This window comes from Paenochrobactrum pullorum (genome assembly GCF_041929845.1).
Taxonomy (GTDB): Bacteria; Pseudomonadota; Alphaproteobacteria; order Rhizobiales; family Rhizobiaceae; genus Paenochrobactrum; species Paenochrobactrum pullorum.
On sequence record NZ_JBHEEH010000001.1, the window covers coordinates 1159990 to 1182580 of the forward strand.

Below are 22591 nucleotides of genomic sequence, written 5' to 3' on the forward strand. Positions count from 1 at the left end.
TTTTGTGATAGGTCTTGATCTTTTCCGGTTTTAGAGACTGATACCGCTCATGGCACGTCCGTTAGTTACGCAAATTGCACATTCCGCATGCCCGCATGATTGTCCGTCAACATGTGCGCTTGATGTGGAGCTCTTGGACAATAAAACGATTGGCCGCATTCGGGGATCGAAAGAAAATACTTATACGGCTGGTGTTATCTGCGCCAAGGTGGCGCGTTATGCCGAGCGTGTGCATCATCCGGATCGTTTGAAAAAGCCATTGATTCGAGCCGGTGCCAAAGGCGAAGGCGCATGGAAAGAAGCATCATGGGATGCAGCGCTTGACTTGATCGCCGAGCGGTTCATCAAAGCGGAAGAGCAATATGGCAGCGAAACTGTCTGGCCATATTATTACGCCGGCACCATGGGGCAGGTGCAGCGCGATTCGATCAATCGTTTGCGCCATGCCAAAAAATATTCAAATCAATTTGATAGTTTCTGCACCAATCTGGCGTGGACGGGCTATTTTGCCGGAACCGGTAGTCTGACAGGGCCAGACCCGCGTGAAATGGCCAAATCTGATTGCGTGGTGATCTGGGGCACCAATGCCGCCGCCACGCAGGTTAATGTGATGACCCATGCGACACGCGCGCGTAAAGAGCGTGGTGCTAAAATTGTGGTTATTGATATTTATGCCAATGCCACTGTGCGCCAAGCCGATATGGGCATTGTGCTGAAGCCCGGCACGGACGGTGCTTTTGCCTGTGCGGTGATGCATGTTTTATTTCGCGATAAGCTTGCCGATTGGAACTATCTGGTAAAATACACCGATGACCCGAAAGGTTTACAGCAGCATTTGGCATCTAAAACGCCGGAATGGGCAGCGCAAATCACTGGCCTATCGGTTGAAGAAATTGAGGCTTTTGCCCATCTTGTCGGTAAAACAAAAAAGACCTTCTTCCGGTTAGGCTATGGCTTTACCCGCCAGCGTAATGGCTCTGTTGCCATGCATGCGGCACTGTCAATTGCTGCGGTTACGGGTGCCTGGGCACATGAAGGCGGCGGCGCTTTTCATTCAAACTCGGGCATTTTCAAACTGGATAAGGCTGAAATTGAAGGCAAAATCTTTAAAGATACCTCTATCCGATCAATGGATCAGTCAAAAATCGGGCGGATTTTAACCGGCGACAAAGAGGCACTTTATGGCGGTGTGCCTGTAACAGCCATGCTTATTCAAAACACAAATCCGATGAATGTAACGCCGGAACAGCGTTTGGTACGTCAAGGCTTTGCGCGTGAAGACTTATTCACGGTGGTACATGAACAGTTCATGACCGATACTGCAAAAATGGCCGATGTTGTTTTACCCGCAACCACATTTTTGGAGCATGATGATATTTATCGCGGTGGCGGTAATCAGTATTTATTGCTGGGGCCAAAACTGATCGATCCACTGGATGAGGCAAAGCCAAATCTCTATGTTATCAATCAATTGGCCGATCGTTTGGGCGTGGGGCACTTGCCGGGTTTCAATCTCGATGAGCAAACATTGATCAATAATATGAATGCCAAAAGCGCATTTCCTGATTTTGATGGTTTAAAGGAAAAGCGTTTTGTAGATTTGCAGCCGCCTTTTGAGGATGCCCATTATATCAATGGCTTCAAATGGCCGGATGGTAAATTCCGCTTCAAGCCAACTTGGCTGCACAATGCAGCGCCCAATCGACCGCCTGAAAACATGGGGATTCAGGGGCCATATCAGGATTTACCGGAGTGGCCGGATCATTGGGAGGTGATTGAGGTGGCAGATAAAGCGCATCCTTATCGGCTGGCCACATCGCCATCGCATAATTTCCTCAATTCGACATTTACTGAAACACCATCATCTTTGGCCAAAGAAGTTCGCCCGCAATTGCTGATCCATCCGGATGATGCCGCAGATCTTGGCATTGAAAATGGTGAGCGGGTAGAAATTGGTAATATGCGTGGTGAGGTCGTGCTGCATGCGACTTTGCGTTCAGGACAAAAGCGCGGTGTTGTTATTTCTGAAGGTTTGTTTCCAAACTCGGCATTTGAACGCGGCGAGGGCATCAACACACTGACCGGAGCTGATGCTGCCGCACCTTATGGCGGTGCTGCTTTTCATGACACCAAAGTTTGGATCAGAAAATGCGCCTGATTACTTAAAGAAGCAGTTGCATAAAAAAACCTCCGGTGAGCTATCACCGGAGGTTTTTTAAATACTGCTTGTCGGAGTAATAGCTTATTAACCGTTATATTTCAGACGGAAGTTGGTTACGCCAACTGCAAGGTTCAAGCCTTTTTGCCCCTGAAGGGAAATTGGCTGCAGGGAAATGGTCTTCCATGAACCACCGGTCAGGATGTTCGTGCCTGCACCAATGCCGATAGCTGCATTAGCGGATGCACCAACATATGAACCCTTCAATGCGCCTTCAGGGCGAACGGTCGGAGCCCAAACAGCCCAAGCCAACTGACCGCCATTGGTAAAGCCGATGTCGAGACCGATTTTGGTGATCTGGCCGGAATATTGCTCAACTGCCGCACCGCGAGCTGCTGGCTTGAATGTGCATTCCAGTTCCTGACGGCTGCCAATGATAACACCAATACCAGGTGCAATATCGCAAGTCAGCATGCCGACCTGTGAGTAAGGTTGTGTGGTTGCACTGCGTGCAGGCTGTACATAGTCAGCCGCCTGAGCAACTGCACCCATTGCAAAGGTCAGGCCAGAAACAGCGACAGCAGCGGCAATAAGTGAAGTTTTGTTTTGGGAGGACATAAAGCGATCCTTAAAATCATGTTACATAAAAACTGCTCTTAGGCTTTGTGGCTTTGTCTATTATCAACAACAGCCAAAACTCGCTTTGGAGGCAATATCTTTAAGTCACATATCTTTAAGGCAACAATTTGCAGATTAAGACTTTATTAACATTTAAATTGCTCAAATACAGAGTATTTGTTGCTTTTTTGCATCAGTAACGGAAGTAAATGTACCATTGATAAAGCTCTTCAACGCGAGCGGGTAGATCTGATGCTCAACCGTCAAAACGCGGCTCCCAAGTGAGTCTTTATCATCATCATGATAAACAGGCACGGCAGCTTGCGCCAGAATTGGTCCTTCATCCATGCCTTCGGTCACCAGATGCACTGTGCAGCCAGCCAGTTTCATGCCGGCATTGATCGCGCGCTGATGTGTATCAAGGCCTGCAAAAAGCGGCAGGATTGACGGATGGATGTTGAGAATACGGCCAGTATAGGGTTTGATAAAATCAGCCGAAAGCAAACGCATATAACCGGCAAGGCAGATGATATCAGGCTCAAGAGCAGCCAATTGCTCTAAAATTGCCTGTTCATGTTCTTGTTTGCTGGCAAAGTCTTTGCGGGCAAACACATAAGTTGCAATACCGGCGGCTTGCGCTTTGGCAATGCCGCCAGCATGTGGCTTGTCGCTGAAAACTGCGACAATTTCGGCAGGATAATCAGGCGCGCTGGCAGCTTTAATCAGCGTTTCCATATTGGAGCCGCCACCGGAAATAAAAATGGCAACGCGCTTCTTGATCATAATGCCAGTTTACCTTTGTAAACGACGCCTTCAGCTTCACGTTTGACCATGCGGCCAAGCGTGGCGACTTTTTCACCTTGCTGTTCCAGAATCTTTGTCACTTCGTCTGCTTTTTCTGGTGTGACAACAACAATCATGCCGATGCCGCAGTTGAAGGTGCGCAACATTTCATGCATTTCAACGCCGCCAACCTTGGCAAGCCACGAGAAGACTGCAGGGACATCAATGCTGGTGAGATCAACTTCGGCAGCCAGACCTTCCGGCAGAACGCGCGGAATATTATCAGGGAAACCACCACCAGTGATATGTGCCAATGCTTTGATACCGTCGGAAGAGTGAATGGCTTCCAGCAAGGATTTCACATAAATGCGGGTAGGAGTAAGCAGTGCCTGACCCAAAGTTTCACCGGCTTTAAACGGTGCTTCATCTTTCCAGCCAAGACCGGAGAGCTCAACAATGCGGCGCACCAGCGAGAAACCATTGGAATGAACGCCTGATGACGCCAGACCTAAAATAACATCGCCTTCGGCAATGTCACCGCGCGGCAACAGATTGTTGCGTTCAGCCGCGCCAACCGCAAAACCGGCCAGATCATAATCGCCGTCTTTATACATGCCCGGCATTTCGGCGGTTTCACCACCGATAAGGGCTGCACCTGCCTGACGGCAGCCTTCAGCAATACCGGCAACTATGGCAACACCCTGTTCAGGCTCTAGTTTGCCGGTGGCAAAATAGTCGAGGAAGAAAAGCGGCTCGCCGCCCTGAACCACAAGATCATTGACGCACATAGCCACCAGATCAATGCCGACTGTATCGTGCTGATCTGCATCAATAGCGATTTTCAATTTGGTGCCCACGCCATCATTGGCAGCAATCAGAACCGGATCTTTAAAACCGGCAGCTTTGAGATCAAACAAACCGCCAAAGCCACCGATTTCACCGTCAGCACCTGGGCGACGGGTGGAACGAACCAATGGCTTGATTTTTTCAACCATCAGATTGCCGGCATCAATATCAACGCCCGCCTGAGCATATGTCAGTCCATTTTGAGCTGTTGGCTTGTTTGTCGCTGTCATGGGGTGCTCCTGAAACAGGTTCGTTGCCGCACACTGGGCCGTCTGGCTGGTTATTAACCAATGGCGCGTGGACGGTGTCTGATACGAAATTAAGGATTTCTGTTGGGGCAAATGCCACGAGATGAGTTTTCCTGCAAGTGCCATGATGGTCGCAAAGCCAGAAAAGCGTATTTAAATCTATACGGAAGGCAATTAAAATAAATTATGATACATATATGCACATCTGGCTGCATGATTACACATGCAACTTTCAAAAAGAATATATAGTATGGCTCAATAATTGATGCGCCTTTTAAAAAGAAGTTTGATCGCATTTTTTAGTATTAACACGGCTTGCCCAGCACGATGAACGGATTTCAATGAGCAAAGCAGTAGAGACCACCACAAAGAAGCCGGTTCGCAAAACAGCAAGAGCAACCAGAAGAAGTGCTGAGCCATTGAAAGATCTGCCACCAGCAGAAATGGCAGGCATGATGCGCAAGCAGCTGACCTTCTGGATCGGCACAGTTGTTGTGTTTGTGCTGTTCCTGTTGATGTTCAGCTCAATCTTGCTGCCATTTGTGGCAGGAATGGCGCTCGCTTACTTTCTGGATCCTGTTGCAGACAGGCTGGAAAGCTTCGGCATGTCGCGCCTGATGGCGACGATTGTAATCTTGTTGCTGTTTTTAGTTGTGTTGGTGCTTGCACTGATGATCATGGTGCCAATTTTGGCGACGCAGTTGACGGAGTTTATTTCGCGCTTTCCGCTTTATGTCACGCAGCTGCAATCATTGGTTGCCAATGAAGATTCGGCTTGGCTGCAAAATTACCTTGGCATCGACAGCTCCGTTATCAAGGAAAACCTGAGCACTTTGCTGCGTCAGGGCGCCGGATTCTTATCCACATTGCTTCAATCCCTGTGGAATTCGGGGAAATCTCTGATCGATATTGCCGGGCTTTTTGTGGTCACTCCGGTGGTTGCTTTTTACATGTTGCTTGATTGGGATCGTATGATCGACAGTATTGATTCATGGATACCGCGTGCACATCTGGAAACTGTGCGCGGAATTGCGCGTGAAATGAATGATGCGGTGGCCGGATTTATCCGTGGCCAGGGTACCTTATGCTTGATCCTTGGCACATATTATGCTGTCGGTTTGACGCTCACCGGTCTCAATTTTGGCCTGCTTATTGGTCTTTTTGCCGGTTTTATCAGCTTTATTCCTTATATTGGCTCATTTGTAGGTCTGGCTCTTGCTATCGGTGTGGCGCTGGTACAATTCTGGCCGGATTGGGTCATGGTCACGGTTGTGGCTAGTGTGTTCATTGTCGGTCAGTTTATCGAAGGTAATATTTTGCAGCCTAAATTGGTTGGTTCCTCCGTGGGCTTGCACCCGGTTTGGCTGATGTTTGCATTATTTGCTTTTGGTTCATTATTTGGCTTTACCGGAATGCTGGTTGCAGTGCCTGCTGCTGCTGCGGTAGGTGTGCTTGTGCGATTTGCTTTGAACAGCTATCTCCATTCGCCAATGTATGATGCTTCGCTTATCGAACAGCAGGCAGGTACAGAATCGGATGTAACGACTGCTAAGAATTAAGGACAACCGGCATTTAACATGAGTGAGGCGCGACCACGGCAATTGCCGTTCGAATTGAAACATCAGCCTGGTTATGAGCGCGACAATCTGATTGTCGCGGGCTCGAACCGTGCTGCCGTGGATTTGGTTGATCGCTGGCCGGATTGGGTGGCGCCTGTGGTTATTTTGGCAGGCCCCACCGGCTCCGGCAAAACACATATGGCGCAGGTTTGGCAGGCAAAAACCGGCGCTTTATTGGTTGATCCTTCCAATATTACAGCCGATATTCACGAGCGAGCCAGTATCCAGCCAATGCTGATCGAAGATATCGGCGATGTAACATTGGATGAAACCGGTTTGTTTCATCTGATTAATTCGGTACGCCAACATGCAGCGCAGGGACCGGGGCCTTCCTTGTTGATGACATCGCGCCTGTGGCCTGCCTCATGGGGCGTGAAATTGCCTGATCTGGCATCGCGGTTGAAGGCGGCAACGGTTGTCGAGATCGCTGCACCCGATGATATGCTGTTAACCTATGTGATTCACAAACTCTTTGCCGACCGACAGGTCGAGGTCGAGCCGCATGTGGTAAGCTATCTGGTCAGCCGGATTGAGCGCTCGCTGAATGCTGCGATCACAGTTGTTGATCAATTGGATCGCGTTGCATTAGAGCAAAAAAGCCGTATTACCCGCACTTTGGCGGCACAGCTTCTCAATAGTCCAGCATTGGCCGATATTGTCTATAGTGGTGACAAAGAAGAAGACAGCACATCACGACCAAATAAAGCATAAACATCAGGCACTCCATCGAGTGCCTGATGTTTATCATGTTATCTGGAGCCGACACTGCGCTGTGGCACCGGATGTGCGTTTGTTGTTTTGTCAGCAAAGGGCAGGGGCTTGGCAGATGCTTCTGCCTTGATTGATCCCGTTGTGATCGGGGCAGATGCTTGTGCGCTCTGGTGGCCACTCTTTTTAACAATCACCAACATGTCCTGATGTACCCAGCCGATCATGTCAGTGGCTGGCACAACAACACGGTGCCATTTGCCGGTTTGGCCGTAAGAGCGTAGTTCACGCCCTTTTTCAACCTCGCCCATGGAAGGTGACTTATCCCAGGCCGTTTTATGCACAGTCAGCTTTTGCCTGGCATAAACCATTGTCGGGGTGGAATCAGGTTTGTTAACTCCACGTGGCGGCAGGTTTTTTGTCGCCGCAGAAGGCGGTGTCACGACTGCGACCATTTGGTTGGGTTTTGCAACCGGCACGGCATTGGCTGTATTTTGCGGACGAGCCGGTGGCTTCGGCGCTTGTGCCACAGCGGCGGGCTTCGTTGGCGAGAGGCCAATTTCCGGTCGCGGCACAGGTGCCGTTGCCGTTGCACGGGTGGCTGGCTCTTTATTCGGATTGATTGTGTGTGCAGGCTGGGAGGGAGATGTTTTTTTGTCTGGAAGGCTTGCCGATTTTGTCGTCGGTGCGCTTGTACGGCTTGGCGTTGAGCTACTGTTAAACAAGCTGGAAATAGCCGCTTGCGGACTTTTATGTTGTGAAGCCGCCCATAGGCTGACGGCGCCGACTGCAACAATCGCACCAAGCGTCAGAACAGATGTGACAGGAGAGCTGCCGCTCTTTCTTGCCGGGGCGCGTTTTGTCGAACGTGACGCTGTGCGCGGTTTGCGTTTTGCCGTTGCCATGAGAAAACCTGCTTTCTCTTTACCGATAATCTCTTTCAAAGACTGAAAACAGTCGAATCATGGCACCCAGACTAAATGTCTTTCATTGGGATTTGGTTACTTTCTCTTTAAGGCTTAGTGACGAAAGAAGTGCGGAAATCTTCTTCTGCTTTTGCCGGCAAATTTGGTGATATTTTTTATTAGTCTAAATATGCAGTTGCATTTTCGCCACAATGCGTTGCATGAATGCAACTCATTCGTCTAACATAAGCACAATGACAGTAACGAATCTGATCGGAACAATTTTCGAGATGAACGAAATTTCGCCCCCAGCTCAAGATTCTGCCCTCAAAGGCAATGATCATGTCGAGCCTCGCCGTTTGCTGGCGCTGCCGGGGCTTGTTACTGTTGTTGCAGCTTTGGTAGCAGCTACCATTTCCTTTGCAATTTTAATTGGTATCACGCCGATCAATCCTGACCGCGTCGTTACATTAACGCTGACAATTATTAATGTTGCATTGATTTCATGTCTGATTGGTCTGATTTGGCGCGAGATTTATCGCATTATTCAGGCGCGCCGTCATGGACGGGCTGCTTCACGTTTGCATGTGCGCATTGTGGCGCTGTTTTCTTTGATTGCGGCCGTTCCGGCAATTGCGGTGGCAATTGTGGCGGCAGTCACGCTCAATCTGGGGCTTGATCGCTGGTTCGACACCAATACCCGTGAGATTGTGAATTCATCCAACAGTCTGGCAAAGTCCTATATTACCGAAACTGCGCGCAATTTGCAGGGCACGTCCTACTCGATGTTGCAGGATCTGGATGCACAGCGCACACTTTATAGCCTCGACCGCTCCGGTTTTATTCGCTTGATGTCATTGCAGGCACGCGGACGTGGTCTTTTGGGCGCATATTTGGTGCGTGAAGACGGCAGTGTTATTTTGCAAACGGATCTGGGTGGTGAACACTCATTGCCACCAGCACCTCAGGATGCTTTACAGACTGCGACTGACGGAAAGCCCGTGATTATTCCACCTGGCAGCAGTCATTTCGTCGGTGCTATTATTAAGATGAGCGCCATTCCGGATGCTTATCTTTATACAATCCGCGCGGTCGACGGCGAAATCATTGATGCGATGCGTCTGATGGAAGCCAATGCCGAGCGTTATAGCGCAATGGATTCCAACCGTCTTGCCACCCAAATTGCTTTCGCGTTGCTTTATTTTGGCTTGACGCTGATTGTGTTGCTCTCGGCAATCTGGACAGGGATTGCCGTGGCTGACCGTCTGGTCCGTCCGATCCGTTTGCTGATTGGTGCAGCTGAAGATGTGGCCGCTGGTAATTTGGAGGCCTCTGTTCCGGTACGCGCAACCGATGGCGATGTTGGCGCACTGGCTGGTACTTTTAATAATATGGTTGCTGAGCTTAAAAGTCAGCGCAATCAGCTTTTATCTGCTAAAGATCAGATTGATGAACGGCGTCGCTTCTCGGAAGCCGTGCTGTCCGGTGTGACGGCAGGGGTTATCGGTATTGATCCGGAGGGTGTGATTACCATTATCAATCCATCCGCCGAACATATGTTTAAAGTATGCGCTCAAGATTCAATCGGCAAAAGCCTCACCGGTCTGGCGCCGGAAATCGGCCAGGCTTTTGAAATCGCCCGTTCTACCGGCCGGGCAGTGCATCGTGAGCAGGTGACAATTACCCGATCCGGTTCAGCCCGCAGTTATAATGTGCAGATCACAGTGGAAGATGCGAGTTTCGACGATCATTCTTATGTGGTGACGGTGGATGATATTACTGATTTGGTGCAGGCGCAGCGCTCAAGCGCATGGGCAGATGTGGCACGCCGTATCGCGCATGAGATCAAAAATCCGCTAACCCCGATCCAGCTTTCGGCTGAGCGTATTCGCCGTCGCTATGGCAAAGTAATTACCGAAGACCGCGAAGTGTTCGATCAGTGTATCGAAACCATTGTGCGTCAGGTGGGAGATATTGGCCGCATGGTCAATGAATTCTCCGATTTTGCTCGTATGCCGAAGCCGGAAATGCGTGAACTTGATTTGCGCGATCCTCTGCGTGAAGCATCATTCCTTATTGAAGTCAGCCGTCACGACATCAAGTTTACCAATGATTTCGGCGCCGAAAAACTGGTCGGGTCTTTTGATAACCGCTTATTAGCACAAGCATTTGGTAATATTATCAAGAATGCCAGTGAAGCGATTGATGCGGTGGCGCGTGATGAAAATTATCAGGGGCACATTCTTGTGCGCTCTTATAAGGATGACGCTCAACTGATCGTTGAAGTGACCGATAACGGCAAAGGCCTGCCGGGCGATGATCGCCAAAAACTGCTCGAACCTTACATGACAACCCGTGAAAAAGGCACAGGTCTTGGCTTGGCCATTGTGCGCAAAATCGTGGAAGATCATGGCGGGCATATGGAATTGCATGATGCACCGGAAGATTTTTATCAGGGCCGCGGTGCGTTGATCAGAATGGTTTTTCCCGTAAGCGAAAGCTTGCGTGAAGCTGTGGCCGTAACAGAACAGTCAGAAGCTGAACAGGTGAACTAATATGGCAGATGAAATTCTGGTAGTTGATGATGAAGCGGATATTCGTGAGCTGGTTGCCGGTATTTTAAGCGACGAAGGTCATGAAACGCGTACAGCTTATGATGCTGACAGTGCATTGGCTGCAATCAATGATCGTGTGCCGCGTTTGATATTTCTGGATATCTGGTTGCAGGGCAGTCGCCTCGATGGTCTGGCTCTGCTCGATGAGATCAAGAAACTGCATCCGGATTTGCCTGTGGTGATGATCTCCGGTCACGGTAATATTGAAACAGCTGTATCGGCTATCCGCCGTGGCGCTTATGATTTTATCGAAAAACCGTTCAAAGCGGATCGTTTGATTTTGATTGCAGAGCGTGCGCTGGAAACTTCCAAGCTCAAGCGCGAAGTGTCGGATTTGCGCAAGCGTAGCGGTGATAATCTGGAGCTGCTCGGCAATTCACTGGCCATGAGCCATTTGCGCCAAACCATCGAACGCGTGGCGCCAACCAATAGCCGTATCATGATTACCGGAGCGTCGGGTGCTGGTAAAGAACTGACAGCACGTGCCATTCACGCCAGTTCGAGCCGCGCGAATGGACCTTTTGTAACACTGAACGCTGCAATGATCACACCTGAACGCATGGAAATCGAGCTTTTCGGTACTGAAATGGATGGTGGCGAGCGTAAGGTCGGGGCGCTTGAAGAGGCGCATGGTGGCATTCTCTATTTGGATGAAATCGCTGATATGCCGCGCGAAACACAGAATAAAATTCTGCGCGTACTGGTTGATCAGCAGTTTGAGCGCGTTGGTGGTACCAAGCGTGTGAAAGTGGATGTACGCATCATTTCATCGACAGCACAGAATCTGGAAGCAATGATTGCTGAAGGGCGTTTCCGCGAAGATCTTTATCATCGCCTGTCGGTGGTGCCGGTGCAGGTGCCGCCTTTGTCGGCGCGCCGTGAAGATATTCCGATGATGGTTGAATTTTTCATGAAGCAGATCGGTGAACAGGCCGGTATCAAACCGCGTCCGATCGGCAGCGATGCGATGGCTGTTTTGCAGGCGCATAGCTGGCCGGGCAATGTGCGCCAATTGCGCAATAATATCGAACGTTTGATGATTTTGGCGCGTGGCGATGATCCGGACGAACCGATTACCGCAGACCTGTTGCCGGCAGATATCGGTGATACATTGCCGCGCGCACCGACCGAATCCGACCAGCACATTATGGCACTGCCATTGCGTGAAGCACGTGAAAGGTTTGAAAAAGAATATCTGATTGCGCAGATTAACCGTTTCGGCGGCAATATTTCACGCACAGCTGAGTTTGTAGGGATGGAGCGTTCGGCTCTTCACCGCAAATTGAAGTCGCTTGGTGTGTAATTGACGTTTCCATGGCGAATTAAAACAGCAATGGTGCTTTCATGCGCGTGATCATCTGTGGTGCAGGGCAAGTCGGATACGGGATCGCTGAGCGGCTGGCGGCTGAGAAAAACGATGTCTCGGTGATTGATACATCGGTAAAGCACATTCAGATCGTGCGCGACACACTGGATGTGCGAAGCTTTGTCGGACATGGCTCCCATCCAGATGTTTTGGCGGCAGCAGGTGCCAATGAAGCGGATATGATCATCGCAGTGACGCTATCTGACGAGGTCAATATGGTGGCCTGTCAGGTGGCGCATTCGGTTTTCAATGTGCCGACCAAAATTGCCCGTATTCGTGCGCAAACCTATCTGAATGCAGAATATTCAGATTTGTTTCTGCGTGAAAATTTGCCTATTGATGTGACGATTTCACCGGAAATGGAAGTAAGCGAGGTGCTGCTGCGCCGTATTGCTTTGCCCGGAGCTACCGATGTTTTGCGCTTTGCCGACGAAAAAATTATCGGATTGGCGATTGAATGTCAGGAAGAATGTCCGGTTATCAATACGCCGCTCAATCAGTTGAGCGATCTGTTTCCGGATTTGTCGGCAACGGTTGTTGGTGTGGTGCGTAAAGAAAGTCTCTTTACGCCGCATTCGTCTGATGAATTGCAGGCCGGTGATCTGGCTTATGTCATTACACCACGCGAGCAGGTACGTCGCACGCTTTCAATTTTTGGCCATGACAAGCCGGATGCCAATCGTATTATTATCGCCGGTGGCGGTAATATCGGACTTTATGTGGCGCGTGCGATGGAGGCGCATCATGCGCATACGCGCATTAAAATCATTGAAAGTAACCATGAGCGTGCGCTGGAAATTTCTGACCAGTTGAAGCGTACAACCGTTTTTCACGGTAGTGCGCTGGATCAGGAAGTGCTGCTGGAAGCAGAAGTGCAAGATGCGGATCTGATTGTGGCTCTCACCAATCAGGATCAGGTCAATATTTTGTCGAGCATTATGGCGAAGCGGCTAGGGTGCAAGCATAATCTTGTGCTGATTAATGATCCTGCCTATCAGGAATTTACCCATACGGTTGGGATTGACGCGCATATCAACCCGAAAAATGTGACCATTTCCAAAGTGTTGCAGCATGTGCGCCGTGGCCGTATCCGCGCGGTTTATAGTGTCCATCACGGTATGGCTGAGGTGATTGAAGCGGAAGCAATGGAGACATCGTCGCTGGTAGGGCCGATGTTGCGTGATCTTGATCTACCGGAAGGTTTGCGTATCGGGGCGATTTATCGTGGCGGTCAAGTGATTCAGCCGACTGGAGATGTGCGCATTCGCCCGCGTGACCGCGTCGTCTTATTTGCGACACAGGATGTTGTAAAACAAGTGGAGCAGATGTTCCGTGTCAGTCTGGAGTTCTTCTGATCCGAATTGATCAGGCCAAAGTTGAAGGTGTTGATAAAATTGCTGTGATAGCGCCCCATGAAGTAACAGCTTTATTAAAAATCTCGTTTTTGAGATTGCGGAAAATCTGCCATCCTGTTAACTCAGGCAGTGCAAGTTTGGTGTGGAGCTTCCCATAAAAAGCTCCACTGTTGCTTTTAATAAGCAACAGATAAAATTATTCACTGTTGCATTTTGGATGTAGCAGGCAAGCTGACCGTGATTTGGTTGTTGATCGAGAAAAAGGAATAAGAAAAATGGTAGAACGATCGCAAAATCTTCAGGATCTCTTTCTGAACTCAGTTCGTAAGCAGAAGATTTCCCTGACAATATTTTTGATCAATGGCGTTAAGCTCACCGGCATTGTTACCTCATTTGATAATTTTTGCGTACTCTTGCGCCGTGACGGTCATTCGCAGCTTGTCTATAAACATGCTATTTCGACCATTATGCCAAGTGCACCTGTGCAAATGTTTGAAGGTGAAGAAGCCTGATTTTTTGTTTAATCCAGCCTGCTGAAGCATGAATGCAGGTGGTTTTAGCAAATTCAAGGAAGCCGGAGCGAGCAGCCGAAAGATCGGTGCTGTTATCGCATCCGGCTTTTTGTGTTTTTAGCGCTTTGAATAGCTTTATAAGGAAACAAGTTTGGGTAAGATAAAAGACCGCAAACAACAGGCATCTGACAATCAGAACGGATATGACCACGAGGACAAAGCGCCCACCCGTGCGGCAGTCCTTGTTCCAGTCTTGCCTGAAAAATATACACGAAATGATAGTGATGACGCGGAGCCTGTTCGCTTTCAGCGATCCAGTGAAGCGCGGCTGGAAGAGGCTTGCGGCTTGGCTCGCGCCATTGATCTGGAAATTATTTTGGCTGAAGTGGTCAATGTTTCGCAGCCGCGCCCGGCTACTTTGCTGGGCACCGGGCGCGTAGAAACCATTGCTGAAGCGATTGAAGAGCAGGAAATTGAGCTGGTGATTGTCGATCACGCTTTAACACCTGTGCAGCAACGCAATCTGGAGCGCGAGTGGAAGGTCAAGGTGATTGACCGTACCGGTCTTATTTTGGAAATTTTCGGTCGCCGCGCGCAAACCAAAGAAGGTGTGTTGCAGGTCGAACTTGCTCATCTCAACTACCAAAAAGGGCGGCTTGTTCGTAGCTGGACCCACCTTGAGCGTCAGCGTGGTGGTAGCGGCTTTCTGGGTGGTCCGGGTGAAACGCAGATTGAGGCCGACAGACGCCAGTTGCAAGAGAAAATTCTGCGTATCAAGCGCGAGTTGGAAACAGTGGTGCGTACCCGCACCTTGCACCGTCAAAAGCGCCGCAAAGTTCCGCATCCGATTGTCGCATTGGTTGGTTATACCAATGCGGGCAAGTCCACCTTGTTTAACCGCATGACCGGGGCTGGTGTACTGGCCGAGGATATGCTGTTTGCGACCCTTGACCCGACGCTTCGCCGCATCCGGTTGCCGCATGGCGGCATGGTGATCTTGTCCGATACGGTAGGATTTATTTCCAATCTTCCGCACCATTTGGTGGCCGCTTTCCGCGCCACACTGGAAGAAGTGCTGGAAGCGGATTTGATTTTGCATATCCGCGATATTTCTGATCCTGACAATGCCGCACAGGCCGAGGATGTGGAAAGCATTCTGGCCAGCCTTGGTGTGGAGCGCAATGATCGCAAGCGTGTGTTTGAGGTTTGGAACAAGATCGATTTGCTGGATTCATCCGCGCATGAGGCAGCGCTGGTGCTGGCGGGAAGCGGCGCTGCGTCAGAAAGCAATGATGAAGCTAAACCGGTGGCGATTTCAGCCTATACGGGCGAGGGTGTGCCGGAACTGCTCAAGATCATAGAAAAGCGTATTTATGGTGATTTGAAGAGCGTTGATATGACATTCGGCGTTGATGAATTGTCGATGCTTGACGGAATTTATCAGTCCGCCAGCAACATCAAACGCGAGAATCTGGAAGATGGATCTGTGCGCATCAGAGCGCAAATGACTGCTTCTGCCGCTAAAATGCTGGAAGAAAAACGCTTTGGCAGTAAGCCGCATGATGAGTAAAAATTGGCTTTTCAGTGTTATTGCTGACAGTCATTGGTCGCACCATCTTGCGAAACAGTGCTGCATCGCCCTATGTATGGAATAATTACGAATCCTGTCCGAGCACGCGCTGCTCTTCCCAAACAGACCCAGAGGTCCACTATGAGAGATCCGATAGAAACCGTCATGAACCTCGTACCTATGGTTGTCGAACAGACAAACCGTGGTGAACGGGCTTATGACATTTTCTCGCGCTTGCTCAAAGAGCGTATTATTTTTGTAAATGGCCCGGTTGAAGACGGCATGTCGATGCTGATCTGTGCGCAGCTGTTGTTTCTGGAAGCGGAAAACCCGAAGAAAGAAATCAACATGTACATTAACTCGCCAGGTGGTGTGGTTACCTCCGGCATGGCGATTTATGATACTATGCAGTATATTCACTCACCTGTTTCCACCCTTTGCATGGGGCAGGCTTGCTCGATGGGCTCGCTGCTTTTGACCGCAGGCGCAACCGGCAAGCGTTACGCTTTGCCAAATGCCCGTGTGATGGTGCATCAGCCATCGGGTGGTTTTCAGGGCCAAGCATCCGATATCGAGCGCCATGCGCAAGATATCATCAAGATGAAGCGCCGCCTGAATGAAATCTACGTCAAGCATACCGGCCGCGACTATGAAACCATTGAACGTACCCTTGATCGCGATCATTTCATGACCGCACAGGAAGCGCTTGAATTTGGTTTGATTGACCGTGTGATTGAATCACATGATGAAGTGTCATCAGTAACACCTTCATCTTAAAAATCATGCGCCCTTGGCCAAATGGTAAGCTGAGGGCGCTTGTGACAATCATGATTGGAAGCGGAAATTGGCTAGGCGCTGTGGCATTTTGGTTGCTAAAAACCATTTTCATGCCACAAAACTGTCTAATTCCTACTTGTACGTGGCAAAACAATTGCTACGTTAAGCTATTGTTTGGTTTCAACAGGCTAAATTAATGCCCCAATCATAGAATCCTCAACGGGTTAGCATGGATTTACCTGTTGTGAGATTCGTTAGAGGCCAATTTTTCAGCCATATTTCGGTCGGGATGTGTGTCTGGTATTTAGAGTTAACGGCTGTAACGATATGCACGCGACAGCCGCTATTGAAAGGAAACTGCGATGAGCAAAGTCAGCAACAGCGGTGGCGATTCTAAGAATACGCTTTATTGCTCGTTCTGCGGTAAAAGCCAGCATGAAGTGCGCAAGCTGATTGCAGGCCCGACCGTTTTTATTTGTGACGAGTGTGTCGAGCTTTGCATGGACATTATCCGCGAGGAAAATAAATCCTCGATGGTAAAATCACGTGAAGGTGTGCCGACCCCGTTAGAAATTATGGGCGTGCTGGATGATTATGTGATCGGTCAGCGGGATGCGAAACGCGTTCTGGCTGTCGCCGTTCATAACCATTATAAGCGTTTGGCGCATCAATCGAAAAATAATGATATCGAACTGGCAAAGTCGAATATCATGCTGGTAGGGCCGACCGGTTGCGGTAAAACCTATCTGGCGCAGACCCTTGCCCGTATCATTGACGTTCCGTTCACAATGGCAGATGCCACCACACTGACCGAAGCCGGTTATGTGGGTGAAGATGTTGAAAACATCATTTTGAAATTGTTGCAGGCCGCCGATTACAATGTCGAACGTGCCCAGCGCGGTATCGTCTATATCGACGAAGTTGACAAAATCAGCCGCAAATCCGACAACCCGTCCATCACCCGTGATGTATCGGGTGAGGGCGTGCAGCAGGCACTGTTGAAGATCATGGAAGGCACTGTTGCTTCCGTGCCGCCGCAAGGTGGTCGCAAGCATCCGCAGCAGGAATTCCTGCAAGTGGATACAACAAACATCCTCTTTATCTGCGGTGGTGCTTTTGCCGGTCTCGACAAGATCATTTCGGCACGCGGTGAAAAAACCTCGATCGGTTTTGGCGCAACCGTTAAAACTGAAGATGATCGTCGTTTGGGCGCGATCTTCAAGGATTTAGAACCGGAAGATCTGCTGAAATTCGGTTTGATTCCTGAATTTGTTGGCCGTTTGCCGGTTATCGCAACGTTGGAAGATTTGGATGTTAATGCGCTGGTGCAGATTTTGTCTGAACCGAAAAACGCATTGGTCAAACAGTATCAGCGTCTGTTCGATATGGAAAATGTCGAACTGACCTTCCACGACGATGCGCTGCGTGCCATTGCCAATAAGGCCGTTGAACGTAAAACTGGTGCACGTGGTTTGCGTTCGATCATGGAAAAAATCCTGCTGGATACCATGTTTGAACTGCCGACTTTGGAAGGCGTACAGGAAGTGGTCATTTCCGGTGAAGTCGTTGATGGCACCGCACGTCCACTTTACATTTATGCCGAACGTCAGGATGAAAAGGGCAACGCCACAGCTTAACGTGTGCTTCTTGTTTCAAAGATTAAAAGGGCTGCTTGGCAGCCCTTTTTTATGATGAGTTTCTTTATTCTTTTTTGCAAAAATTTGTATTTTATAAGTGTTTTAAACTAATTTTGCTGTTTTTCGGGCAAAAGAGCTTGGTTTTTATAAAAAACATAGTGATTGCGCTTGTTAGCTATAAAATTATTTGCTGACTGTCAGAGCTGACGCTTTACCTATACGTGAAATTCAGCCAAATAACGGTATTATTGAGTGCAAAGGGTTAGTTTCGGATTGTACCGGAACAACGAAATGCGCAGTATATGAAACGATTCTATGGTGCTGCTTGAATTGGAGCCCCCGCATCTCCAATTAAGGTACGAATGCACGTGTGTGACTTGCCGATGAAGCGAAAGGGAGCGCGGACGTGGCTATCAGGCAAATTGCCTGAAGAAAGGACTGTACGATGACGGGTATTGAACAGAAGACGACTGCGGGTGGTAATGACGGGCTTTATGCGGTCTTGCCGTTGCGCGACATTGTTGTTTTCCCACATATGATTGTTCCGCTGTTTGTGGGACGTGAAAAGTCGATCCGCGCACTTGAAGATGTGATGGGTAATGACAAGCAGATCATGCTTGCAACACAGATCAATGCTGCTGACGATGATCCGTCTGCTGATGGCATTAACAAGGTCGGGACAATTGCTAATGTTCTGCAATTGCTCAAACTGCCTGACGGTACTGTGAAAGTACTGGTGGAAGGTGCAGCACGCGCCGAAATCACTAATTTTACAGACCGTGAAGATTATCACGAAGCTTATGCCTTTAAGCTCGAGGAACCTGAAGAAGACCCTGTCGAAGTGGAAGCTTTGGCACGTTCTGTCGTGGCTGACTTTGAAAATTACGTAAAGCTCAACAAGAAGATTTCTCCTGAAGTTGTAGGTGCCGCCAGCCAGATCGAGGATTACTCGAAACTGGCCGACACAGTTGCCTCACATCTGGCGATCAAAATCACTGAAAAGCAGGAAATGCTCTCCGTGCTTTCCGTGCGCGAACGCTTGGAAAAAGCGCTTGGCTATATGGAGTCCGAAATTTCGGTGCTTCAGGTGGAAAAGCGTATCCGCAGCCGCGTCAAGCGCCAGATGGAAAAGACCCAGCGCGAATATTATCTCAATGAGCAGATGAAGGCGATCCAGAAGGAACTCGGCGACAGTGAAGACGGTCGTGACGAGATGGCCGAACTGGAAGAGCGCATCAACAAAACCAAGCTTTCCAAGGAAGCTGCTGAAAAGGCGCAGGCCGAGCTGAAAAAGCTTCGTACCATGAGCCCGATGTCGGCAGAAGCCACAGTTGTACGGAACTATCTGGATTGGCTGCTTTCTATTCCTTGGGGCAAGAAGTCCAAGGTTAAGCAGGATCTGAACTTCGCTGATGAAGTGTTGGATGCCGAACATTTTGGCCTTGAAAAGGTAAAAGAACGGATCGTTGAATATCTGGCCGTGCAGTCACGCTCTGCCAAGATCAAAGGTCCGATCATCTGCCTCGTTGGCCCTCCAGGCGTTGGTAAGACATCGCTGGCGCGCTCTATCGCCAAGGCAACAGGACGTGAATATGTCCGCATGTCCTTGGGTGGTGTGCGTGATGAAGCGGAAATCCGTGGTCACCGTCGCACCTATATCGGTTCGATGCCTGGTAAGGTTATCCAGTCGATGAAGAAGGCGAAGAAGTCCAACCCGTTGTTCCTTCTCGATGAGATTGACAAAATGGGTCAGGATTTCCGTGGCGATCCGTCATCTGCAATGCTTGAAGTGTTGGATCCGGAACAGAACGCAACATTTATGGATCATTATCTGGAAGTGGAATATGATCTGTCGAATGTGATGTTCGTCACCACTGCCAACTCGCTCAATATTCCGGGCCCGCTGCTCGACCGTATGGAAATCATCCGCATCGCCGGATACACAGAAGATGAAAAGCTGGAGATCGCCAAGCGTCACCTCCTGCCGAAAGCCATCCGTGACCATGCTTTGCAGCCCAAGGAATTCTCGGTTTCCGAGGAAGCATTGCGCTCGGTTGTGCGTCTTTACACCCGTGAAGCTGGTGTGCGTAGTCTTGAACGTGAGATGATGAAGCTTGCGCGTAAGGCTGTCACCCGCATCATGAAAGACAAGGTCAAAGCCGTACATATTACGGAAGAAAACCTGTCTGAATTCTTGGGCGTCGAGAAGTACCGTTTCGGTCAGATCGAAGGTGAAGATCAGGTTGGTGTTGTTACCGGTCTGGCCTGGACAGAAGTGGGCGGTGAATTGCTGACCATTGAAGGTGTCATGATGCCGGGTAAAGGTCGCATGACCGTTACCGGTAACTTGCGTGACGTAATGAAAGAATCGATCTCTGCGGCGGCATCTTATGTTCGTTCGCGTGCGGTTGATTTTGGCATCGAACCACCATTGTTTGACAAGCGCGACATCCACGTTCACGTGCCGGAAGGTGCAACACCAAAAGATGGCCCTTCTGCCGGTATTGGCATGATGACAGCGATTGTTTCTGTACTGACCGGCATTCCGGTTCGTAAAGACATTGCCATGACCGGTGAGATTACATTGCGTGGCCGTGTATTGCCAATCGGTGGCTTGAAAGAAAAGCTGTTGGCAGCACTGCGCGGTGGTATCAAGACTGTGCTTATTCCGGAAGAAAACGTCAAAGACTTGGCGGAAATTCCGGACAATGTGAAGAACGGTATGGAGATCATTCCGGTCTCGCGCGCAGGTGAAGTGCTTAAGCACGCTTTAGTACGCCAGCCTGTTGCAATCGAGTGGACAGAGCCTGCAACACCGCCAGTCGCATCGCTGTCTATTGATGATGAAGCGGGCATTTCTATTGCTCACTGAGTCGAAAATTTGACCTTGATCATGAAATGCCGGGTAAAAAGCCCGGCATTTCTGTGTTTAACCCCATAATTCTGGGCTTTTTTCGTTATTTGTGACTTGGTTTGTTGATTGTTTAGAATAAACTCATGTCGATCCGGTTGAGTCACAAAGCCCCGGAAAAAGAAAGAAAGGAAGTGTCCATGAATAAGAACGAACTGGTTGCCTCAGTTGCTGAAAAGGGCGGTCTCACCAAGGCAGACGCAGCTACCGCTGTTGATGCAGTTCTCGCAGCCGTAACCAGCGCTCTTCAGGCTGGCGATGAAGTACGTCTGCCAGGCTTCGGTGTATTTTCTGTTTCACACCGTGCAGCGACCACTGGGCGCAATCCGTCAACTGGTGCAGAAGTTGCGATTGCAGCGCGCAACGTACCAAAATTTTCTGCCGGTAAAGGCCTGAAAGAAGCTGTTAATAGCTAATCTTTTTGATTTGCAGACAGTGGTTTACTGCTGTTGATAAAGCCCGGCTTCAAGCCGGGCTTTTCTGCTTTTAAATTCTGTTCCACATCGGGGCAGGCGACATGACTATACCGATGCGCTCATAAAAAAAACCCCACATAAAGCGGGGTTTTTTTAAAAGCATAAAAGCTTTTAGCTTTATTCAAGCAGCCATTGCTTTTTTCAGGTTTTCGTCGATCTTGTCGAGGAAGCCTGTTGTCGACAGCCAAGGCTGATCCGGACCGATCAGCAGTGCCAGATCCTTGGTCATGTAGCCGCTTTCAACCGTGTCGATGCAAACCTTTTCCAAAGTTTCAGCAAAGCGCTTTAATTCAGCATTGTCATCAAGCTTGGCACGGTGCGCCAGACCACGGGTCCATGCGAAGATCGAAGCGATCGAGTTGGTTGAGGTTTCCTCACCCTTCTGATGCTGACGATAGTGACGGGTAACAGTACCGTGTGCAGCTTCTGCTTCCACGGTCTTGCCATCCGGTGTCATCAGAACAGAGGTCATCAGGCCGAGTGAGCCAAAGCCCTGTGCCACGATATCGGATTGAACGTCACCGTCGTAGTTCTTACATGCCCAGACATAACCGCCGGACCACTTGAGAGCGGAGGCAACCATGTCGTCGATCAGGCGGTGTTCGTACCAGATATTAGCTTCTTTGAACTTCTCGGCAAATTCAGCCTGATAAACTTCTTCAAAGATATCTTTAAAGCGGCCGTCATAGGCTTTGAGAATGGTGTTTTTGGTGGAGAGGTAAACCGGATAGTTGCGCAGCAAGCCGTAGTTCAGCGATGCACGGGCAAATTCACGGATCGACTCATCGATATTGTACATTGCCATGGCAACACCGGATGATGGTGCGTCATAAACTTCATGTTCAATCACTTCGCCGTCTTCGCCAACGAATTTGATCGACAGTTTACCCTTGCCAGGGAATTTGAAATCAGTCGCGCGGTACTGGTCACCAAAAGCATGACGGCCAACGATGATTGGCTGAGTCCAGCCCGGAACCAGACGTGGCACGTTTTCGCAGATGATTGGTTCGCGGAAAATAACGCCGCCGAGAATATTGCGAATGGTGCCGTTAGGCGACTTCCACATTTTCTTGAGGCTAAATTCTTCAACGCGGGCTTCATCAGGAGTGATGGTTGCGCATTTAACGCCAACACCGTGTTCCTTGATGGCATTTGCTGCATCAATGGTGACCTGATCATCGGTCGCATCGCGGTGTTCGACAGAAAGATCGTAATATTTAAGATCAATATCCAGATAAGGATGGATCAGTTTCTCTTTGATGAACTGCCAGATAATGCGGGTCATCTCGTCGCCATCGAGTTCGACAACCGGATTAGCAACCTTAATTTTTGCCATGGATGATGCCTCTTGTTGAATACGCTTTGAATACGTGCGCTCGTATAGCATTGCTTAAGCCTAAGGCAAAGCTTTAACCGTGGTTTTATTGGTCACAACCGCGTTTCTTTAGTCTTAAAGACAAAATAAAGCCTGTTTTGGATTACCTGAT

General features: G+C 49.4%; 18 protein-coding genes. 13 read left to right on the forward strand and 5 right to left on the reverse strand.

Annotated elements, in window-relative coordinates; all coding sequences use genetic code 11:
- Positions 1-49 precede the first annotated feature (49 nt).
- Positions 50-2158: a molybdopterin-containing oxidoreductase family protein gene (locus tag JNC77_RS05550; RefSeq protein WP_374830182.1), complete on the forward strand. Its 2109-nt coding sequence runs from the start codon at positions 50-52 to the stop codon at positions 2156-2158.
- An 87-nt stretch (positions 2159-2245) separates the two neighbouring features.
- Here JNC77_RS05550 and JNC77_RS05555 read toward each other — a convergent pair whose 3' ends face one another.
- From JNC77_RS05555 to purM, 3 genes are all read right to left on the reverse strand, one after another.
- Positions 2246-2776 (reverse strand): DUF992 domain-containing protein, encoded by a 531-nt coding sequence (locus JNC77_RS05555; protein WP_374830184.1) that lies wholly within the window; start codon positions 2774-2776, stop codon positions 2246-2248.
- 162 nt (positions 2777-2938) lie between these two features.
- On the reverse strand, positions 2939-3559 hold the full coding sequence (purN, locus tag JNC77_RS05560; RefSeq protein WP_374830186.1) for a phosphoribosylglycinamide formyltransferase: 621 nt from the start codon (positions 3557-3559) through the stop codon (positions 2939-2941).
- Positions 3556-4635: a phosphoribosylformylglycinamidine cyclo-ligase gene (gene purM / locus JNC77_RS05565; protein WP_374830188.1), complete on the reverse strand. Its 1080-nt coding sequence runs from the start codon at positions 4633-4635 to the stop codon at positions 3556-3558. The genes purN and purM overlap by 4 nt, the downstream gene beginning before the upstream one ends.
- Before the next feature lie 461 nt (positions 4636-5096).
- On the opposite strand from purM, the gene JNC77_RS05570 reads away from it, so the two are divergent.
- Both JNC77_RS05570 and hdaA read left to right on the forward strand, forming a co-directional pair.
- Positions 5097-6212, forward strand: a complete 1116-nt coding sequence (locus JNC77_RS05570; RefSeq protein ID WP_374830537.1) for an AI-2E family transporter — start codon at positions 5097-5099, stop codon at positions 6210-6212.
- 18 nt (positions 6213-6230) lie between these two features.
- Complete coding sequence (gene hdaA, locus JNC77_RS05575) at positions 6231-6983, forward strand: DnaA regulatory inactivator HdaA (RefSeq protein ID WP_374830190.1); 753 nt, start codon at positions 6231-6233, stop codon at positions 6981-6983.
- A gap of 38 nt (positions 6984-7021) precedes the next feature.
- On the opposite strand, the gene JNC77_RS05580 is transcribed toward hdaA, so the two are convergent.
- Complete coding sequence (locus JNC77_RS05580) at positions 7022-7324, reverse strand: hypothetical protein (protein WP_374830192.1); 303 nt, start codon at positions 7322-7324, stop codon at positions 7022-7024.
- A 46-nt stretch (positions 7325-7370) separates the two neighbouring features.
- Between JNC77_RS05580 and JNC77_RS05585 the strand changes: the two genes are divergently transcribed.
- The 10 genes from JNC77_RS05585 to JNC77_RS05630 all read left to right on the forward strand — a co-directional run bounded on the left by JNC77_RS05585 (position 7371) and on the right by JNC77_RS05630 (position 21044).
- A complete protein-coding gene (locus tag JNC77_RS05585) occupies positions 7371-7931 on the forward strand; it encodes a hypothetical protein (RefSeq protein ID WP_374830194.1) in 561 nt (186 codons plus the stop codon).
- A gap of 166 nt (positions 7932-8097) precedes the next feature.
- Positions 8098-10440 (forward strand): sensor histidine kinase NtrY-like, encoded by a 2343-nt coding sequence (locus JNC77_RS05590; RefSeq protein WP_374830196.1) that lies wholly within the window; start codon positions 8098-8100, stop codon positions 10438-10440.
- A gap of 1 nt (position 10441) precedes the next feature.
- Complete coding sequence (gene ntrX, locus JNC77_RS05595; protein ID WP_374830198.1) at positions 10442-11803, forward strand: nitrogen assimilation response regulator NtrX; 1362 nt, start codon at positions 10442-10444, stop codon at positions 11801-11803.
- Between the two features lie 41 nt (positions 11804-11844).
- Complete coding sequence (gene trkA / locus JNC77_RS05600; RefSeq protein WP_374830200.1) at positions 11845-13221, forward strand: Trk system potassium transporter TrkA; 1377 nt, start codon at positions 11845-11847, stop codon at positions 13219-13221.
- Between the two features lie 275 nt (positions 13222-13496).
- Entirely contained in the window at positions 13497-13733 is a 237-nt protein-coding gene (hfq, locus tag JNC77_RS05605; RefSeq protein ID WP_374830202.1) for an RNA chaperone Hfq, read from the forward strand.
- 151 nt (positions 13734-13884) lie between these two features.
- Complete coding sequence (gene hflX / locus JNC77_RS05610; protein ID WP_374830204.1) at positions 13885-15303, forward strand: GTPase HflX; 1419 nt, start codon at positions 13885-13887, stop codon at positions 15301-15303.
- A 141-nt stretch (positions 15304-15444) separates the two neighbouring features.
- Positions 15445-16080 (forward strand): ATP-dependent Clp protease proteolytic subunit, encoded by a 636-nt coding sequence (locus JNC77_RS05615; protein WP_374830206.1) that lies wholly within the window; start codon positions 15445-15447, stop codon positions 16078-16080.
- A 362-nt stretch (positions 16081-16442) separates the two neighbouring features.
- A complete protein-coding gene (gene clpX, locus JNC77_RS05620) occupies positions 16443-17717 on the forward strand; it encodes an ATP-dependent Clp protease ATP-binding subunit ClpX (RefSeq protein ID WP_374830208.1) in 1275 nt (424 codons plus the stop codon).
- Positions 17718-18162: 445 nt separating this feature from the next.
- The gene (gene lon, locus JNC77_RS05625) at positions 18163-20589 is read left to right on the forward strand and encodes an endopeptidase La (protein ID WP_374830210.1); all 2427 of its coding nucleotides are present in this window, start codon (positions 18163-18165) and stop codon (positions 20587-20589) included.
- Between the two features lie 179 nt (positions 20590-20768).
- Positions 20769-21044: an HU family DNA-binding protein gene (locus JNC77_RS05630; protein WP_374830212.1), complete on the forward strand. Its 276-nt coding sequence runs from the start codon at positions 20769-20771 to the stop codon at positions 21042-21044.
- A gap of 181 nt (positions 21045-21225) precedes the next feature.
- Here the strand turns inward: JNC77_RS05630 and JNC77_RS05635 are convergent, their stop codons facing one another.
- Positions 21226-22440, reverse strand: coding sequence for an NADP-dependent isocitrate dehydrogenase (locus JNC77_RS05635; RefSeq protein ID WP_374830214.1), 1215 nt, complete (start codon positions 22438-22440; stop codon positions 21226-21228).
- Between the last annotated feature and the right edge of the window lie 151 nt (positions 22441-22591).

Coding starts and splice junctions, on each gene's coding strand:
- JNC77_RS05555 (WP_374830184.1), bottom strand. CDS start 2,776: ATGTCCTCCCAAAACAAAACTTCACTTATTGCCGCTGCTGTCGCTGTT.
- clpX (WP_374830208.1), top strand. CDS start 16,443: ATGAGCAAAGTCAGCAACAGCGGTGGCGATTCTAAGAATACGCTTTAT.
- JNC77_RS05590 (WP_374830196.1), top strand. CDS start 8,098: ATGCGTTGCATGAATGCAACTCATTCGTCTAACATAAGCACAATGACA.
- JNC77_RS05615 (WP_374830206.1), top strand. CDS start 15,445: ATGAGAGATCCGATAGAAACCGTCATGAACCTCGTACCTATGGTTGTC.
- purN (WP_374830186.1), bottom strand. CDS start 3,559: ATGATCAAGAAGCGCGTTGCCATTTTTATTTCCGGTGGCGGCTCCAAT.
- hdaA (WP_374830190.1), top strand. CDS start 6,231: ATGAGTGAGGCGCGACCACGGCAATTGCCGTTCGAATTGAAACATCAG.
- lon (WP_374830210.1), top strand. CDS start 18,163: ATGACGGGTATTGAACAGAAGACGACTGCGGGTGGTAATGACGGGCTT.
- purM (WP_374830188.1), bottom strand. CDS start 4,635: ATGACAGCGACAAACAAGCCAACAGCTCAAAATGGACTGACATATGCT.
- JNC77_RS05630 (WP_374830212.1), top strand. CDS start 20,769: ATGAATAAGAACGAACTGGTTGCCTCAGTTGCTGAAAAGGGCGGTCTC.
- JNC77_RS05550 (WP_374830182.1), top strand. CDS start 50: ATGGCACGTCCGTTAGTTACGCAAATTGCACATTCCGCATGCCCGCAT.
- ntrX (WP_374830198.1), top strand. CDS start 10,442: ATGGCAGATGAAATTCTGGTAGTTGATGATGAAGCGGATATTCGTGAG.
- JNC77_RS05570 (WP_374830537.1), top strand. CDS start 5,097: ATGGCAGGCATGATGCGCAAGCAGCTGACCTTCTGGATCGGCACAGTT.
- hfq (WP_374830202.1), top strand. CDS start 13,497: ATGGTAGAACGATCGCAAAATCTTCAGGATCTCTTTCTGAACTCAGTT.
- trkA (WP_374830200.1), top strand. CDS start 11,845: ATGCGCGTGATCATCTGTGGTGCAGGGCAAGTCGGATACGGGATCGCT.
- JNC77_RS05635 (WP_374830214.1), bottom strand. CDS start 22,440: ATGGCAAAAATTAAGGTTGCTAATCCGGTTGTCGAACTCGATGGCGAC.